Origin of the sequence: Jatrophihabitans cynanchi (assembly GCF_027247405.1) — a bacterium.
Taxonomy (GTDB): Bacteria; Actinomycetota; Actinomycetes; order Mycobacteriales; family Jatrophihabitantaceae; genus Jatrophihabitans_B; species Jatrophihabitans_B cynanchi.
On the sequence record NZ_CP097463.1, the window covers coordinates 466,058 to 483,482 of the forward strand.

Below are 17,425 nucleotides of genomic sequence, written 5' to 3' on the forward strand. Positions count from 1 at the left end.
GCGGTGAGCGCGCCCGTCGACGTCCTCACCGGCTTTGCCCGCGCGTTGCGCGCGGCCGGGGTCGCGGCCGACCGCACCCGGCTCACGACCAGCGTCGCCGCGCTCGCGCGGGTGGATCCGCGCGACCGCGACCAGGTCTACTGGGCGACCCGGCTCACGCTCTGCTCCGAGCCGGACGACCTGCCGAAGTTCGACGCCCTGTTCGACGCCTGGTTCGGGCTGCACCGGCCGCCGTTGCCGGTGCCCTCGATGGATCGCCCGCTGCCGCAGGTCGCCGCCGTCCGCACCCTTGCCGCGGACGTGTCGGGCGAACCGGACGACACCGACGAGGACCTGTTGTGCACCGCCGCCGCCGACACCGAGCTGCTGCGCACGCACGACATCGCCGCGCTCTCGGCCGAGGAGCGTGCCGAGGTGCACCGCATGATCGCGCTGCTCGCACCGCGGGTCGGCACCCGGCGCACGCTGCGTCTCACCCGCGGCGGGCGCAAGCGCCTGGACGTGCCGCGCACCGTCCGGCAGATGCTGCGCGACGGCGGCGAGCCCGGGGCGCTGCGCTACCAGCGGCGCCGCGACCGGCCGCGCCGCCTGGTCCTGTTGCTGGACGTCAGCGGGTCGATGGCGCCGTACGCGGACGTGCTGCTGCGGTTCGCGCACGCCGCGGTCCGGGTCGCGCCGGCGAGCACCGAGGCGTTCACCGTCGGCACCCGGTTGACCCGCGTGACCCGCCAGCTGCGGCTGCGTGACCCCGAGCTCGCGCTGCGGGCCGCGGGCGCCGCGGTACCCGACTGGAGCGGCGGGACGCGACTGGGCGAGGCGCTGCGCGCGTTCCTCGACCGGTGGGGGCAGCGCGGCACCGCACGCGGCGCGGTGGTCGTGATCGCGTCCGACGGCTGGGAGCGCGGCGACGCCGCGCTGCTCGGCGAGCAGATGGCCCGCCTCGCCCGGCTAGCGCACACCGTCGTCTGGGTGAACCCGCACAAGGGCAAGAGCGGCTTCGCTCCCCTCACGGCGGGCATGATGGCAGCACTGCCCCATCTGGACGACCTCGTCTCGGGGCACAGCTTCGACGCGCTGCGTAACGTTGCGGAGGTGATCGCGCATGCGTGACGTGCTGGACGACCTGCTCAGCTGGTGGCAGGCCGGCGAACCGGTGGGCGTGGGAACCGTCGTCGGCACCTGGAAGTCGGCACCGCGCCAGCCCGGCGCGTCGATGGCGGTCGGGCCGGACGGCACCGCCGTGGGCAGCGTGTCCGGCGGGTGTGTCGAGGGCGCCGTGTACGAACTCGCCGAGGCCGCCCGAGCCGACGGCCGGCCGGTGCTGCAGCGCTACGGCGTCAGCGACGACGACGCGTACTCGGTGGGGCTGACCTGCGGCGGCATCATCGACGTGTTCGTCGAGCGGGTCGACCGCACCGGTTTCCCGGAGTTCGGCGAGCTCGTGCAGGACGTCCGCGCCGGGAACCCGGTCGCCGTGGCCACGCTCATCAGCGGCGATGAGGCGCGCATCGGGCAACGCATGATCGTCCGACCGGATTCGGCCGGCGGCACGCTCGGCAGCACCCGGATGGACGACGCGGTGCGCGACGACGTGCAGGGCATGCTCGAACAGGGACGCACCGGCATCGTGCACTACGGCCCGGACGGCGAACGCCGGGGGGACGAGATCGCGGTGTTCGTCGCGTCGTACGCCCCGCCGCCCCGCATGATCGTGTTCGGTGCGATCGACTTCGCGGCTGCCGTCGCGCGCATCGGCGCGTTCCTCGGCTACCGGGTGACGGTCTGCGACGCCCGGCCGACCTTCGCCACCAAGAAGCGTTTCCCCGACGCTGACGAGGTGATCGTGGCCTGGCCGCACAAGTATCTGGCCAAGACCGAGGTGGACGGTCGCACCGTGGTCTGCGTGCTCACGCACGACCCGAAGTTCGACGTCCCGCTGCTGGAGATCGCGCTGCGGTTGCCGCTCGCGTACGTCGGCGCGATGGGTTCGCGGCGCACCAACGAGGACCGGCTCACCCAGCTGCGCGAACGCGGCCTGAGCGATGCGGAACTGACCCGGCTGCACGCCCCGATCGGGCTGGACGTCGGGGCTCGCACGCCGGAGGAGACGGCAGTGTCGGTCGCCGCCGAGCTGATCGCCGCGCGCTGGGGTGGCACCGGCTCACAGCTGCGCGCCACCGCCGGGCCGATACACCACGAGGTCAGCGCGGCAGCTGCGCGCTGACCAGTCGCCGGGCGGGGGCGTTGCTCAGCCGCCGGTCGCGGCGTTGGTGGACACCTCGGCCACCGCGCCCTCGGACACGTTCCACTCGCGCAGCACCGCCGCGTAGGTGCCGCTGGAGATCAGCACCGACAGCGCGGCCGACACGGTCTCGCGCAGTGCCGTGTTCCCCTTGGCGATGCCGATGCCGTACAGCCCCGGCTCGTACTGCGTGGTGGTCGCCAGCTGGTAGTGCGCGCGCGTGCTCGGGTCGGTGGTCAGCGCCTCCGCGGGTGGGTAGTCCATCAGCATCGCCGCGGCCCGACCGGTGCGCAGCAGCATCAGCGCGTCGTCGTTCGTGTCGGTCGCCGTGACCTTGATGAGCTTTGCGCCGCATCGGCTCTGCTCACGCTTGAGCAGGTCCTGCTGGACGGTGCCGGCCTGGACCGCGACCCGTTGGCCGCACAGGCTCTCCAGGTCGCTGATGCCGTGCGGGTTGCCGCGCGAGACGACCACCGAGGTGCCGGCTGCGAAGTAGTTGACGAAGTCGAGGTCCTTCTCCCGCTCGGCGGTGTCGGTCATCGCGCTGATGATCAGGTCGGCGCGCCCGGAGTTGACCAGGGCCGGCAACGTCGCGAAGTCGGCGTTGCGGAACACCACCCTGATCCCCAGCACCCGGCCGAGCGCGGCGCCGAGATCGGGCTCGAAGCCGATGTTCGTCCGGCCGTCCGCCGCGAAGCTGGACGCGGGGGCGTAGCTCGCGTCGGTGACCACGCGCAGTTCCCCGCGCGAGCGGATGTCATCGGGCAGGTCGGCGTTGAGCTGGTGACTGACCCGCAGCGAAGCGCCCGGGTCGTCCGGTGTCCCGTGTTTGGAACTGCTCGCGCAGCCGGCGGCCAGCAGCAGCGTGGCGGACAGGGCGATGGCCGCGCCCCGGCGCGGCAGGGAATGCAGCTTCACGTTCTGACTACCTCTACGGTCTGGCGCGTTGCCGGTTCAGCCACCGCGGATCGGTGGGACGGCAGCGGGGCGAAGCGTTCGGCCAGTTCCGGCCATGGCGCCGGGCGCTGGAAGTAGTAGCCCTGGGCGGCATCGCAGCCCGCGGCGATCAGCCAGTCGCGCGAGCTCTGGTCCTCGACGCCCTCGGCAACCACCCGGACGCCGATCCCGTGCGCCAGCTCGAGCATGGCCTGCACCATCGTGCGGTCACCGGAGTTGGCCCCGAGTTCGCGCACGAAGACGGCGTCGATCTTGATCTCCTGCACCGGCATGCTGCGCAGCTGGAGCAGCCCCGTGGTGCCGGTGCCGAAGTCGTCCAGGCTGACCTGCACGCCCGCCTCGCGCAGCGCCACGATGCTGGCTTCGGTGGTCGCGTTGTCCGCTGCCAGGGCCGTCTCGGTGAGCTCGAGCAGCAGGTCCTGCGGGCGCGCCCCGAACGCGCCGACGATCCCGAGCACCTGGGCGACGAAGCCTGGTGCCTCGAGGTTGTGCGCCGAGACGTTGACGGCCACCGGCCAGTCGAGCCCGTACCGCTGCCAGGCGCGCTGGTGCCCGAGCGCGCGGCGCAGCACCCACTCGGTGAGCGGGTGGATCAGCGTCGAGCTCTCGGCCACCGGGATGAACTCCGACGGCGGCAGGAAGCCACGCTCGGGGTGGTCCCAGCGCACCAGGGCCTCGACGCCGCAGACCTGACCGGTGCCGAGGTCGATCTTCGGCTGGTAGTTCAGCACCAGTTCGTCGCGAGACAGTGCGTGCTGCAGCTCGGTCAGCAACACGTGCCACTGCGTGTGGGGGGTCGCGCTTTCCGGCTGCCAGACGACGGTGCGCTCGCTGCCGCGTTTGCCCTGGTACATGGCGGCGTCGGCGTGACGCATCAGCAGCGAGACGTCGGTGCCGTGTTTCGGGTACAGCGCCAGGCCGACGCTCGCCTCGACGGTGAGCTTGGCGCCGTCGATCTCCATCGGCTCGCTGAGTTGACGCTGCACCTCGCGCAACAGGTTTCGCGCGACCTCGGCCGAGGCGACCCCGGGAAGCAGCAGGCCGAACTCGTCACCGCCGAGGCGGGCGACCAGATCGTCGGTGCGCACGGCCGCGCTGAGCCGCTGGGCCACGCACTGCAGCAGTTCGTCGCCGGCGTGGTGGCCGAGGGTGTCGTTGACCTCCTTGAACCGGTCCAGGTCGACGAGTGCGATGGCGCCGCCCTGGCCGCCCTGTTCGGCGGCCTCGACGGCCGCGGCCGCCTGCTCGCGGAAGCGTGACCGGTTCGGCAGCTCGGTGAGCGGGTCGTGCCGCGCCTGATGCGCCTGGTTCGCCGCATAGTGGCGCAGCCGGCGCGTGGTCGACCAGGAGATCAGGGCGAGCACGACATACAGCGCGCCGAGTCCTTCGGCGAGGCGCAGGTAGGTCTGGTGCTCTTCGGCCTGCACCACCTCGGCGATCGGCGCGTACGGCAGGTACAGCTCGAGCACGCCGGTCGCCTGACCGGTCGCGTTGGGCACGACCGGCTCGAGCACCCGGATCGCCTTGCCCGGGGCGCCGTCCGGGGACGCCACGACAGCGACGGTGGTGCCGCCGTGGTCGGCAACCGTCCGGAACGCCGGGTCCGAGCTCGGCACCGAGGCGGCGGCTGCGTCATCGGAGTAGGCGATGCTGCCGTCGAAGGTGCGCAGCCGGATGCCGGTGAGCGATCCCTTGTACAGCGCCAGGTCGATCGCCTGGTGCAGCCGCTGATTGACCGAGGCGCTGACCGGTCCCTGCAGGTCGCGCCGGTCCAGTGCCGGGGCGATCGCCATCTGGGTGATCACGTCGGCCTGGGCGCGGCCCTGCGCGAGGCCGCGCTCGGTGCCCGAGTGCTGCTCGTTGCGCACCAGGACGGCGCCCAGCGCCGCCACCGGGACCAGGCTGGCCGCGGCGTACACAAAGAACAGGCGCGGGCCCCCGTGGGAGGCCTGGCGCCGCCGACTCTTCACGCTCGCCCCTATCGGCAGGTGATCCAATCGAGTGAAGCCGAACCAGGAATCGGATGTGAGCGGCCTCGCCATGTGAGGGTGCTCACGCTAGGTTGATTGATCCGGGACGCTCGATTCAGGAGGCGCGATGACCAAGATCAACGTGACTGTCGACGGGGTCAGCTACCACGACGACGTCGAGCCCCGAACGCTCCTGGTGCACTACCTGCGCGAGCAGGTCGGCAAGGTCGGGACGGTCGTCGGTTGCGACACGAGCAACTGCGGAGCGTGCACCGTCGATTTGGACGGCCTGAGCGTGAAGAGCTGCACCGTGCTGGCCGTGCAGGCCGACGGCAGCGAGGTCACCACGGTCGAAGGCCTGGCCGGCACCGACGGGCTGGACCCGATGCAGCAGGCCTTCCACGACAACCACGCGCTGCAGTGCGGCTTCTGCACGCCGGGCATGATCATGGCCGCCCGCGACCTGCTCAGGCACAACCCGCACCCGAGCGAGGAGGAGATCCGCGAGGGCATCGAGGGCAACCTGTGCCGCTGTACCGGCTACCAGAACATCGTCCGCGCGGTGCAGGCCGCGGCGGGCGCGGCGGCAGGCGCGGCAGCCGGCGCCGGAGCAGCGTCATGACCGCCGTCAGCGACCGCCCCGAAGCCGAGATCGGCAAGGCGCGCCGGCGCAAGGAGGACCAGCACCTGATCACCGGGCGCACCACGTGGACCGACAACATGGTGCTCCCCGGGATGCTGCACCTGGCCATCCTGCGCAGCCCGATGGCGCACGCCAGGATCACCTCGATCGACGTGTCCGCCGCGCGGACGCGACCGGGCGTCGTCGCCGCGTTCAGCGGGCAGGACTTCGCCGAGACGCAGGGCAGCCTCCCCTGCGCGTGGCCGGTGACCAAGGACATGGTCAACCCCGGTCACCCGAGCATCGCGGTCACCCAGGTGAACCACGTCGGCGAGGCGGTGGCCGTGGTCGCCGCCCGCACCAAGGCCGAGGCGCAGGACGCCCTGGAGGCCATCGAGATCGACTACGAGCCGCTGCCCGTGGTGCTGGACATGGAGGCGGCCCTGGCCGACGGTGCCGACCTCGTCCACCCGGACAACACCTCGTCGAACAAGTCGTACACCTGGGTCTTCGACTCCGGCGAGGCCGGCACCGGCGGCAAGATGGAGGACGCGCTGTCCGGTGCCGAGGTCACGCTCACCCGCCGGTTCATCCAGCAGCGGCTGATCCCCTCGTTCATGGAGCCGCGGTCGGTGGTCGTGCAGCCGCAGGGCGACGGTGTGCTGGTCCACTCGGCCACGCAGATCCCGCACATCCTGCGCACCATGCTGGCGCTCACCGTGGGCATCCCGGAACACGCCGTGCGCGTCGTCGCGCCGGACGTCGGCGGCGGGTTCGGCGGCAAGATCCCGGTCACGCCGGAAGAGGTGCTCACCACGCTCATGGCGCGCCGGCTCGGCAAACCGTGCAAGTTCACCGAGTCGCGCTCGGAGTCGTTGATGACCGCGCACCACGGGCGCGACCAGATCCAGGACATCACCATCACCGCCAAGCGCGACGGCACGGTCACCGGCCTGGACGTGCACCTGCTGGCCGACATGGGCGCCTACCTGCGGCTGGTCGGTCCGGGCGTACCGATCCTCGGCGCATTCATGTACAACTCGATCTACAAGTTCCCCGCCTACCGTTTCGTCTGCGACGGGGTCTTCACCACCAAGACGCCGACCGACGCCTACCGCGGGGCGGGGCGGCCCGAGGCCACCTTCGCCATCGAGCGGATCATGGACGAGCTCGCGGCCGAATTGGGCATGGACCCGATGGAACTGCGCCGCAAGAACTGGATCCGGCACGAGGAGTTCCCGTTCACCACGGTGTGCGGCCTGACGTACGACAGCGGCAACTACGAGGCGGCGACCGACCGCGCGCTCGAACTCATCGGGTGGGACGCACTCCGGCGCGAGCAGGCCGAGCGTCGAGAGCGCAAGGACCCGGTGCAGCTGGGCCTGGGCATCTCCACGTTCACCGAGATGTGCGGGCTGGCCCCGTCCCGCGTGCTCGGCTCGCTGGACTACGGCGCCGGCGGCTGGGAGGCCGCGTCGGTGCGCGTGCTGGCCACCGGCAAGGTCGAGGTGGTCACCGGCGCGAGCGCGCACGGGCAGGGCCACGAGACCGCGTTCAGCCAGATCGTCGCCGACCGGCTCGGCGTGCCGTTCGAGGACGTCCAGATCATCCACGGCGACACGCAGTCCTCGCCCAAGGGCCTGGACACCTACGGGTCGCGCTCGCTGTCCGTGGGCGGCATCGCCATCGTCAAGGCGGCCGACAAGGTGATCGAGAAGGCCCGCAGGGTGGCCGCTCACCTGCTCGAGGCGAGCGAGGACGACCTGGAGTTCGAGGCCGGTTCGTTCAGCGTGAAGGGCTCGCCCGGCTCGTCGGTCGCTCTCGGTGAGATCGCGTTCGCGGCCTTCACGGCGCACAACCTGCCGGACGGGATGGAACCGAGCCTGGACTCGGACGCCGTGTACGACCCGGTGAACTTCTCCTTCCCGCACGGCACGCACCTGTGCGCGATCGATGTCGACACCGAGACCGGCATGGCCAAGATCCGCAAGTACGTGTGCGTCGACGACGTCGGCAACCCGATCAACCCGATGATCATCGAGGGCCAGGTCCACGGCGGGCTGGCGCAGGGCATCGCGCAGGCGATGTTCGAGGAGGCGGTGTTCGACGACGCGGGCAACCTGACCACCGGGACCTTCGTCGACTACACGCTGCCGTCGGCCAGCGACCTGCCGTCGTTCACGACCGACCGGACCGTCAGCCCGTCGACCGACAACCCGCTGGGCGTCAAGGGTGTCGGCGAGGCCGGGACGATCGCCTCGACCCCGGCGGTCGTCAACGCGGTGGTCGACGCGCTGCGTCCCTTCGGCGTCACCGACGTGCGAATGCCGATGACGCCGGAGCGAATCTGGCGCGCGGTCCAGGGAGGTGCGCAATGATCCCGGCACAGTTCGAGTACGCGCGACCCGAGTCGCTCGCCGAGGCGCTGGACTGCCTGGCCGAGGCCGGCGACGAAGGCAAGGTGCTCGCCGGTGGCCAGTCGCTGATCCCGGTGCTGCGGCTGCGGATGGCCTACCCGTCGACTGTCGTCGACGTGGGCCGGGTGCCCGAACTCAAGGGCGTCCGCGACGAGGGCGACGCGATCGTGATCGGTGCCATGACCACACACCACGAGGTGCTGCACGACGACCTGGTGCGCGAGCACGCGCCGCTGATCGCGCAGGCGACCGCGACCGTCGCCGACCCCCAGGTGCGGCACCGCGGCACGTTCGGCGGCGCGCTCGCGCACGCCGATCCGGCCGGTGACCTGGGCGCCGTCGCGCTCGCGCTGGACTGCGAGCTCGTCGCGTCCGGTCCGGGCGGTGAGCGGCGGATCGCGGCGGCCGACTTCTTCCGGGACTACCTCACCACCGCGCTGGCCGCGGACGAGCTGCTCACCGCTGTGCGCGTCCCGAAGCTGGGCAACGGCTGGACGTCGCACTACGAGAAGTTCAACCGGGTCGCACAGGCCTGGTCGATCGTCGGCGTGGCCGCCCTGGTGAACCGGGCCGGTGACGGCACCATCGCCGAGGCGCGGATCGGGCTGACGAACATGGGCTCGACCCCGCTGCGCGCGTCCGCCACCGAACAAGCCCTCACTGGAGCGAACACCTCGGCCGACGCGATCGGCGCGGCCGCCGAGCATGCCGCCGAGGGCAGCAACGCGCCGAGCGACCTGTCTGGTAGATCTGATTACCGCGAGCACCTGGCCCGGGTGCTCACCCGCAGGGCCGTCCTGGCCGCGGTCGGCACCACTTAGGAGTCTGATCCGTGCAACTCGAGCATTCGTTCACGGTCCCGGTCGGCATCGACGAGGCCTGGCGCGTCCTGCTGGACATCGAACGCATCGCGCCGTGCATGCCCGGTGCCGCGATCGACTCCGTCGACGGCGACGACTTCACCGGCACCGTCAAGGTCAAGCTCGGCCCGATCGGCCTGACCTACAAGGGCAAGGCCAGCTTCGTGGAGAAGGACGAGACCGTCCACCGCGCAGTGATCGACGCGCGCGGCCGCGACGCCCGCGGCAACGGAACCGCGGCCGCCAAGATCACCGCGAACCTTGCCGAGGCTGGTGCCGGCACCGAGGTCAAGGTCGTCACCGAGCTGGACATCACCGGCAAGCCGGCGCAGTTCGGCCGCGGTGTGATGGTCGACGTCGGGAACAAGCTGATCGGCCAGTTCGCCGACTGCCTGGCCGGCCAGCTCAGCGGCGATGCGCCGGTGGCGGCGGCGAAGAAGGCTCCCGCCAAGAAGGTGCCGGCCAAGAAGGCTGCAGCCGGTGCGGCGGCAGCGAAGAAGGCACCGGCCACGACGGCTGCCGGTGAGACGCCGCCGGCCGAGCCGGTGGCCGCCGCGCCTGCGCGACCGGCCGCCGAGCCGGAGCCGATCAACCTGCTCGAGTCTGCCGGGCCTGCCGTCGCCAAGCGGCTCGCTCCGCTGGTCCTCGTGCTGCTGGTCCTGCTGATCATCGTGCGGCGCCGCAAGGCCCGCTGATCAGCGGACGGCCCAGCCGCTGAGGGTGCGCACCAGCTCCTCCCCGGCGAGTGCGCCGCGGGCCGCCGTGCGCGCTACCCGTGGTGCGGACCAGCCGCGCTCGAACAGCTCGCCGTGCGCGGGATGGACGGCACGGTCGGCGGCGAGCAGCATGTCCACGTCCAGCAGCGAATCGCCCGCCGCGAGCACGCTGGTGGCACCGGCCCGAGCGGCCACCTCGGCGACCGCGGCGCTCTTGGTCAGCTGCTCGGGCACCCAGTAGAGCTTGCGCCCCTGCAACGACGTACGCCAGCCGCGCTCGGCCGCCCAGCCCGCGACGTCGTCGGCGAACCCGGTCGGCAGCCGGTGCGGGTGCACGATCGCGTAGCAGAACAACTCGTCGGCGTTGCGCAGCTTGACGGTGAACTCGGCCCGGCACACCTGGGCCACGTAGGCCCACACCGACGACAGCGGGAACCGTTCCTTCAGCAGCCGCCGGACCTGGCCGGACCACGACGGATCGGGCACGCCGTCGACGTAGATCACCCCGCCGTTCGCGGCGACCGCGAACCGCGCCGGCGGGCCGGGAAGCCGCACCCGCTGGTACTGGCCCGGCACTCTCGTGGTCACCGGCACGAGGACGGACCGCCGGGCCAGCTCCTCGAGCAGCTTCGCGCACTGCTCGGTCATGAAGGAGGCCTGCTTGCCGTCGCGCAACTCGACGCAGACGACGGCCGGTGGAAGCTCGCCGAGCGCCATCGCCTTGCGCGAGTAGATCAGGGTGCGATCCAGGTCGGTTGCCACCAGCACGCTCACCGGGTGAACCCCGGCTGGATGAGCCCGACGCAGCTGTAGGCGAGGTCGTCGACGTACTCGACCGGGACGCCGCGTTCCTCGGCCAGGAGCAGCACGTGGCCGAGTTCGGCGACGCGGTCCGCACGGGCGAGAACCTTCCACGGCACCCGGCGCAGCAGTACCCGGGTGGTCTCGCCGACGCCGGGTTTGACCAGGTTCACGTCGCCGATGCGATGGGTGCGGCTGAGCTGCTCGACCGCCCGCCAGCCGGACCAGCTGGGCGCGCGGTCACCGCGTTGCACAGCCGGCCAGGCGCGCGCGACCGTGCCGGCCACCTCGGCGAATCGCTCGCTGATCGCGTCCAGGAACAGGCCGGAGACGTCGCTGCCGGCCAGCTCGGCGTAGAACTTCGCGCCGTGGAACTGCTCCGGTCCGATCAGCGCGTCGTTGAGCACGGTGCGCGACACCAGCCCGGACACCGTCGAGTTGAGGCAGGCCGACGGGATCAGGAAGTCGGCGCGGGTGCCGAAGCTGCGCACGCACGAACCCGGGTCGGCGAGCACGGCGAGGTCGCTGCCGAACACGGTGTCCAGCTCGGCGTTCGCCCGGTGCACAGCCGCGGCCAGCTCACGCGCGATGGCGCCCTTGCCCGTCCAGCCGTCGACGAACACGACCGTGGCCGGGTCGTGGTGCACGGCCAGGTAGCGCAGCGCGAGCGTGTCGATGCCCCGCCCGCGCACGATGCTCACCGCGTAATGCGGCAGGTCGGCCCGGTGCGCGAAGCGGGCCCACCGGCGCATCAGGATGCCGATCGGCGTCCCGGCGCGGGCCAGCGACACGAGCACCGGTGCCGGGCCGCGCTCGGCGAGCACCAGTTCGGTGACCACGCCGACGGCCACGGCGATCCGCGCGGCCGACTCGGCGAGCGCCGCACGGAACAGCGCCTGATAGCGCGGTGTCGGCCGGTACTCCACCGGTAGCGATTCGGCGTAGTGCGCGCCGCCGGACTGAATCGCCTCCTCGCGCTCCTCGGTCGGTGCCTCCAGCTCGACGTCGGAGAGGTCGGTGAGCAGCCACGCGACCTCGTCCGGACGATAGCTGCCGAAGCCCGGACCGCGGAGCGGATCGGGCAGCATCACGCCGTCGGCCGGAAGCTCGGCAGCACCTGGACGAACAGCCGTTCGCACACCCCGGCGAGCTGCTCGAGCAGACCGCCCGGCGCGTACAACGCAGGCGTGTCGGCCACGTCGTCGAGCAGCAGCACGATGTCGCTGTAGGGCTCGGCGCCGGCCTCCGGGGCGACGTTGTAGGCATAGCGCAGGCCGGGGCCGTCAGCTGGGTCGTCGTGGGCCGGGAAGGTGAGCGCGGTGCGGATCGGGTAGCCGGGTTCGTCGATGGCGAGCACCGGCGAGCGCGTGGTCGACGAGACGCGCACGATGCGCCCCTCGTCGGCCCAGTCCGCCAGGCTTATCGCGACCAGGATCGGCGCGTGCATCAGCTCCTCGTACCCCAGGACCAGTACCCGGTCCCCCTCGATCAGCTCCGCCAGCCGCGCGGCCACGGCACGGGCGGCGATCGAGGCCTGCCGCCGGTCCTCGTAGCGGAACCCGTGCCGGGCGCCGTCGCGAACGCCGGCCGGCCACATCGACTCGACCAGCCGCACCTTCGCCCGCGGCGGCGCGGGCGGTGCCGGGTCGGGCTGCGCGGCGATCAGCGCGTCGGCACGCGCCACGACGTCCGGGGGAAGGTGCACCGTGCCGCCGGCCATGCGGACGGCCTGCAGTTCGATGCCGAGCGTGTCCGCGAAGGCGTGCATGGTGGCGATGTTGACGAACCCGCGCATGTCGAGGAAGCAGCCGATGACGTAGTGCCGCCGGGGCGCGATTCGCTGCAGGGCGTGGATCATGTTCATGGCGGTTTGCCCGGTGCTCAGCTCGTCGTCGATCAGGACCAGCGCGCGGTCGGGGTCGAACAGCCTGCGGTCGTCCGGGTACAGCAGATGGCTGGTGGCGTGGCTGTGCTCCTCCAAGAAGTTACCGAACGGCGTGAGCTCACCAACGTGGCGGCGGGTGGTGTGCAGGTAGTCGACATCGAGCTCATCGGACACCGCGGCACCGAGCGCCGTCGCCGTCTCGGCGAACCCGATCACCAGCGCCGCTTCGTCGCGCAGTACCGCTCGCACGCTGGTGCCCAGCTTCAGCGAGAGCCCGTACACGGTCCGCGGGTCGGCCGGGATGTGCTTGCCGAGAAAGTGGGACACCAGCAGGTGCGCCCGCTTCGGGTTGCGCCGCAGCGCCAGCCCGACCCACTCGGTGACGTCGACGCCCTCGATGCTGTCCAGCCGGATCCCGAGCCGATCGGCCAGCCACTGGCCGTCCCACACCGGGCTCATTGCTGCAGGCTCGCACCGAGCAGGTCGACGAAGGAGACCTCTTCCCGCGCGACGCCGAACGCGCGGGCGCGCACCATGGTGCGGCGCGCCCAGGCGGTGTGCGGCTTGCTCTCGTTCATCTTGTTCCGGTAGGCGGACGAGGCGACTCCCCCGCCGGCGGACGTCCCGAGCACGTCGGTCGCGTCCTGGAACTCCTCGTGGGTGACCACGGACAGCGCGTGTACCGCTGCGACGTGGCTCGGGTGGATGACGGTCTTGCCGGTGAGCCCGTTCGCCCGGTCGAGCGCGACCTCGCGGATCAGGCCGTCCAGGTCCTCGGCGATCAGCCGGGCGCGCAGGCGGCGCTCGTCGTGCTCGACGAAGGGCGACTCGCGCAGCTGCGGCTTGAACATCCGCTCCGAGCCGGTGAAGTACTCCCACACCGGGCCGGTGACGACGTACCCGCCGCGCGCGCGACCGAACACGTTGACGATGTCGGCGATGACGTCGGCCACCACGCGAACGTCGTAGATCGTCAGGTCGCGGCTTCGGCGCAGCCCGTACGCGGCGGACAGGTCGGTGGCGCCGAGCCGGACCGCCAGGATGCGCTCGCGGTGCTTGTCGAGCAGTTGCCGCACCGCGTGCAGGGTCTGCGCCCGCGTCTCGGCGTGGATGATCGCGGCGGATTCCAGCACCGGCATCGCGAGCAGCCGGTGCCCGCAGCGCAGTTCGGCGTCGGCAAGGGCGTCGAGGAAGGCAGGCCCGGTCTCGTCGGAGAACTTCGGCAGCACGAACCCGGACAGCACTCCGACCGCGGGACCCAGCCCGTCGACGATCATCGCGATCTGTTCCTGCCGGCGCACCCGGACGAACACCAGCGGGATCGCGCTGCCGTTCTCGGCCACCTGCCGCAGCTGCGTCAGGACGTTCCGCTCGGCCGCGGGCACGTCGGCGTCAGGGACGGCGTCCTCCAGGCACGCGACCACACTGACGACGCCCTCGCCGGCGCGGCGGGCGATGTCACGTGCCAGCGCCGGCCGGCTGGCCGGGCTGTACAGCGTGGCACCGAGCGCGACCGAGAGCAGCTCCAGGTCGGCGGAGGCGCTGAACGTCTCCGGCTCACGCAGGAACAACCGCTGCCGGTCGGCGGCGTCAAGAAAGTCGAAATGTCGCATCGGGCCTCATGCTTCCACGCCTGCGTGACAGGTTGTCGTTCTGGCAGGATCCGTCCATGACGCAATGAGCATGGGCGCGAACGTCACGATCGATGCCTCCGCCCTTCGTGTCACGCTTAACTTCTCCGTCGGGCCGCAGGTTCCCGACGTCGACGCCTCCGCGCTGCTGCTCGGCCCGGACTGGCGGGTGGGAGGTGGACCTGCCCCAGGTGCCGCCGACGGTGGACCGGATCGTACTGGCAGCCTCGGCAACTGCGGGAACATTCGGCCAGGTCTCCGGGCTGCGACTCGTCCTGGTGGATCGGGTGTCCGGTGCTGAGCTGGCCGGGTTGGCCGCCGACTTCGGCATCGACGTGGACGGCTCGGACCCGCAGACACCGGTATCGGCCGCCGTCCCGGACGCTCCGGCGCCGGTAGTCACGCCGCCACCGGCACCCGGTCCGGCCGCCGTGCCCTGCACAGGCGAACCGCTCGCGTTGCGGCATCGGGAGCGGCGTCCGCTGGCCGCGCCGAACGGCGCGCCGCTGGCACGGCTGGTGGCCGTCGACCTGGACGCGTCGGTGGTCGCCTTCGACTCCGCGGGTAACGAGTTGGGCATCGTCTGGCAGCGGCACCTGAACGAGTTCTACGGTGCCTTGCAGCACACCGGCGACAGCCGCGAGGCACCGTCCAGGGCGACGCCGAGCGGATCCTGGTCGAGCTGCACCGGCTGCCCGAGCAGGTCGCCGCCCTGATGTTCACGCTGACCTCGTTCTCCGGGCAGTCGTTCACCGATCTGCGCAGCGCCTACTGCCGGTTCGTCGACGGCGACACGAACCTCGAGCTCGCCCGCTTCGAGCTGACCGACACCCAGCCCAGCACGGCGGTGCTGCTGAGCATGCTCAAACGCCACGGGCCGCAGTGGTGGGAGGTGCGGACGATCGGCGAGTTCCACGACTTCCACGCGCCGAAGAAGCTGGTCCCCGCGGCAGCGCGCCACGTGCAGATGCCCTGACCGCCGCAGAGTCCGTCTGACAGGATCGGGCCATGACCCAGATGAGCAAGGGGAGCAACCTGCCGGTCACGCAGCGCGCTGTCCGGGCCACGCTGCAGTGGTCCGCCGGGCCGGGCGTGCCGGACGTCGATGCGTCCGCGCTGCTGCTGCAGGAGAACGGGAAGGTGGCCTCGGACGCCGATTTCGTCTTCTACAACCAGCCGCAGCACGCCAGTGGATCTGTCCGGCACGCCGGCAAGAGCCTCGGCGCGCAGGCCGCTGATGCGATCGACATCGAGCTGGACCGGGTGCCGGCGTCCGTCGATCGGATCGTCCTCGCGGCGTCCGCCGACGGCGGCACCTTCGGCCAGGTGCCCGCGCTGCAACTGGTGCTCGCCGACGGGTCCGGTGCCGAGATCGCGAGCTTCGCGATGAGCGCGGCGAACGAGGCCGCGTTCGTCGGCGGGGAGTTGTACCGCCGCGGCGGCAGCTGGAAGTTCCGCGCCGTCGGGCAGGGTTTCGACGCCGGATTGGCCGGTCTGGCGACCGAGTTCGGCATCACCGTCGACGATGCTCCGCCGGCCGCGACACCTCCACCACCTCCTCCACTTCCTCCACCACCGCCTCCTCCGGCTCCCGGCTTCGTCCCGCCGCCGCCACCACCGGGCTACGTCCCGCCGCCACCGCCGCCTCCCCCACCTGGTTATGCACCGCCTGGTTACGCACCGCCTGGTTACGCACCGCCTGGTTACGCACCGCCGGCAGCATCTGCGGCCGGAACAGGCAACCTCGACGCCGGCCGGGTGAGTCTGGTCAAGGCGCAGCGGGTCAGCCTGGTGAAGACCGGCGCCCCGCCGCTGGCGAAGGTGATCATGGGGCTCGGCTGGGATCCGGCGAAGGGCCGGCGCAACATCGACCTGGACGCGTCGTGCATCGCGTTCGACCAGCAGGGCAGCAAGCTGGAGATCGTCTGGTTCATGCACCTGCGCGACTTCGGCGGGGCGCTGCAGCACACCGGCGACAACCTGACCGGCCAGGGCGAGGGCGACGACGAGCAGATCCGGGTCGACCTGCTCGCCATGCCGCAGCAGGTGCACTCGCTGGTGTTCACGATCAACTCCTTCAGCGGGCAGAAGTTCACCGAGGTCGCTCGGGCGTTCTGCCGTCTTGTCGACGAAGCGACCGGCCAGGAGCTGGTGCGCTTCGACCTGTCCGAGTCGCAGCCGAAGACCGGCGTGCTGATGGCGATGCTGCGCCGGACCGGGCCGGCCACCTGGGAGATGCGGGCGATCGGCGAGTACCACGACGGGCGGACCGTGAAGAAGCTGGTGGATCCGGCCGCCGGGCATGCGGCTGCGCCGTGACGGATCTGCTTGCCGGGCCGCGCGGGCGCCGGTTGTGTTGGGCGGTGCTGGGTCTACCGGAAATCGGTCTGTTCGACGTGCCGCACGCCGACATCGAAGCCGCCGTGGACACGACGGTTCAGCGGTTGTCGGCCGCGGACGCCGCGATGGATGCGCGGTTGTTCGACGCACTGGGCCGAAGCGTGGACTTCGCGCGCTACTGGCAGGAGCCGGACGAGTGCGACGAGGCAATCGCCGCTGAAACGGTACGCGAACTGCTGCGGCCGGTCGCTGACGCCGTGCTCGGCTGCCCGTTGACCGCGTGGTGGGCGACGCCGTTGTCCGGTCCGCAGCTGCACGTCGGGTTCGTCCTGGACGACCGGCCAACTGACCCGCCGCTCACCGGCGCGTCAGAGTCACTTCGCGACTGGCACGCTGAACAGACCCGGCTGAACACGCGCTTCGGCAACCTGGATGCGGCGCACTGGGAGCGGACCAGCGGGACATGGTGGTCGGCGCCGTCGCATCCCGCGCGGTTGGTGATCACGACGCGCATCCTTGAGCGCGGACCGGTGCGGTTGTCTCTCGTCGAGGACTCGCTCGGCTGGACGCGCGCGGTGTGCTCGCCGGTTTCGCCAGTGCGTGGGCCGAGGGCGTTCGAGATCGGTGGACCGGCCGACTGGGCCGACCTCGTCATGCGCTTTCCGCTCGACGTCAGCGAGTCGCGCGGACCGGACTGGTGGCGCGCGACCGGTCGGCGTGGCCGGTGGTCGATTCCGGACTGGCCGTCCGTGGCGGGTTCCTACGACGCGGTGCACCTGTCCGTGCTCGGTTACCTGACGACGGCGGGGGCCGCGGTGCCGGTCGGCGACGCCGCGTCGGTGCTGGCCGGATGGTCCCCGGACGAGACGTACTGGCTCGCAGACGTATTGCAGCTCACCGGCTCGCCCGAGACCTGGTCCCGCGGTACCTCGGACACCCGCTGGCACCGAGTGGACTAGGCCGTGCGCGCTGAGGCGGACCTGT

General features: G+C 71.5%; 14 protein-coding genes and 1 pseudogene. 10 read left to right on the plus strand and 5 right to left on the minus strand.

Features of this window, described 5'->3' with window-relative positions; translation table 11 throughout:
- Positions 1–3 precede the first annotated feature (3 nt).
- Positions 4–1,110: a vWA domain-containing protein gene (locus tag M6B22_RS02255; RefSeq protein ID WP_269444149.1), complete on the plus strand. Its 1,107-nt coding sequence runs from the start codon at positions 4–6 to the stop codon at positions 1,108–1,110.
- The gene (locus tag M6B22_RS02260; protein ID WP_269444150.1) at positions 1,103–2,224 is read left to right on the plus strand and encodes an XdhC family protein; all 1,122 of its coding nucleotides are present in this window, start codon (positions 1,103–1,105) and stop codon (positions 2,222–2,224) included. Before M6B22_RS02255 ends, M6B22_RS02260 begins: the two co-directional genes overlap by 8 nt.
- Before the next feature lie 24 nt (positions 2,225–2,248).
- On the opposite strand, the gene M6B22_RS02265 is transcribed toward M6B22_RS02260, so the two are convergent.
- On the minus strand, positions 2,249–3,160 hold the full coding sequence (locus tag M6B22_RS02265) for an ABC transporter substrate-binding protein (protein ID WP_269444151.1): 912 nt from the start codon (positions 3,158–3,160) through the stop codon (positions 2,249–2,251).
- A complete protein-coding gene (locus M6B22_RS02270; protein ID WP_269444152.1) occupies positions 3,157–5,091 on the minus strand; it encodes a putative bifunctional diguanylate cyclase/phosphodiesterase in 1,935 nt (644 codons plus the stop codon). The genes M6B22_RS02265 and M6B22_RS02270 overlap by 4 nt, the downstream gene beginning before the upstream one ends.
- A gap of 205 nt (positions 5,092–5,296) precedes the next feature.
- Here M6B22_RS02270 and M6B22_RS02275 point away from each other — a divergent pair, with 205 nt between their 5' ends.
- The 4 genes from M6B22_RS02275 to M6B22_RS02290 are packed head-to-tail and all read left to right on the plus strand — an operon-like array spanning position 5,297 to position 9,763.
- Complete coding sequence (locus tag M6B22_RS02275) at positions 5,297–5,791, plus strand: (2Fe-2S)-binding protein (protein ID WP_269444153.1); 495 nt, start codon at positions 5,297–5,299, stop codon at positions 5,789–5,791.
- Positions 5,788–8,169 carry a xanthine dehydrogenase family protein molybdopterin-binding subunit gene (locus M6B22_RS02280; protein WP_269444154.1) on the plus strand — a complete coding sequence of 794 codons (2,382 nt, stop codon included), beginning with the start codon at positions 5,788–5,790 and terminating at the stop codon, positions 8,167–8,169. Before M6B22_RS02275 ends, M6B22_RS02280 begins: the two co-directional genes overlap by 4 nt.
- Positions 8,166–9,029: an FAD binding domain-containing protein gene (locus tag M6B22_RS02285; RefSeq protein WP_269444155.1), complete on the plus strand. Its 864-nt coding sequence runs from the start codon at positions 8,166–8,168 to the stop codon at positions 9,027–9,029. Before M6B22_RS02280 ends, M6B22_RS02285 begins: the two co-directional genes overlap by 4 nt.
- A gap of 11 nt (positions 9,030–9,040) precedes the next feature.
- Positions 9,041–9,763: an SRPBCC family protein gene (locus M6B22_RS02290; RefSeq protein WP_269444156.1), complete on the plus strand. Its 723-nt coding sequence runs from the start codon at positions 9,041–9,043 to the stop codon at positions 9,761–9,763.
- On the opposite strand, the gene M6B22_RS02295 is transcribed toward M6B22_RS02290, so the two are convergent.
- From M6B22_RS02295 to M6B22_RS02310, 3 genes and pseudogenes are all read right to left on the minus strand, one after another.
- Positions 9,764–10,558 (minus strand): HAD family hydrolase, encoded by a 795-nt coding sequence (locus tag M6B22_RS02295; RefSeq protein ID WP_269444157.1) that lies wholly within the window; start codon positions 10,556–10,558, stop codon positions 9,764–9,766.
- A pseudogene (locus M6B22_RS22055) lies at positions 10,555–12,929 on the minus strand (phosphoribosyltransferase). The gene M6B22_RS02295 and the pseudogene M6B22_RS22055 overlap by 4 nt, the downstream one beginning before the upstream one ends.
- The gene (locus tag M6B22_RS02310; protein ID WP_269444160.1) at positions 12,926–14,083 is read right to left on the minus strand and encodes an HpcH/HpaI aldolase/citrate lyase family protein; all 1,158 of its coding nucleotides are present in this window, start codon (positions 14,081–14,083) and stop codon (positions 12,926–12,928) included. Before M6B22_RS02310 ends, M6B22_RS22055 begins: the two are co-directional and overlap by 4 nt.
- A gap of 221 nt (positions 14,084–14,304) precedes the next feature.
- Between M6B22_RS02310 and M6B22_RS02315 the strand changes: the two genes are divergently transcribed.
- The 4 genes from M6B22_RS02315 to M6B22_RS02330 are packed head-to-tail and all read left to right on the plus strand — an operon-like array spanning position 14,305 to position 17,400.
- Positions 14,305–14,817 (plus strand): TerD family protein, encoded by a 513-nt coding sequence (locus M6B22_RS02315; protein ID WP_269444161.1) that lies wholly within the window; start codon positions 14,305–14,307, stop codon positions 14,815–14,817.
- Positions 14,793–15,077: a TerD family protein gene (locus M6B22_RS02320; protein WP_269445803.1), complete on the plus strand. Its 285-nt coding sequence runs from the start codon at positions 14,793–14,795 to the stop codon at positions 15,075–15,077. The genes M6B22_RS02315 and M6B22_RS02320 overlap by 25 nt, the downstream gene beginning before the upstream one ends.
- 41 nt (positions 15,078–15,118) lie before the next feature.
- Positions 15,119–16,420: a TerD family protein gene (locus M6B22_RS02325; RefSeq protein ID WP_407935623.1), complete on the plus strand. Its 1,302-nt coding sequence runs from the start codon at positions 15,119–15,121 to the stop codon at positions 16,418–16,420.
- Positions 16,417–17,400, plus strand: a complete 984-nt coding sequence (locus M6B22_RS02330) for a hypothetical protein (RefSeq protein WP_269444163.1) — start codon at positions 16,417–16,419, stop codon at positions 17,398–17,400. The genes M6B22_RS02325 and M6B22_RS02330 overlap by 4 nt, the downstream gene beginning before the upstream one ends.
- Positions 17,401–17,425 lie beyond the last annotated feature (25 nt).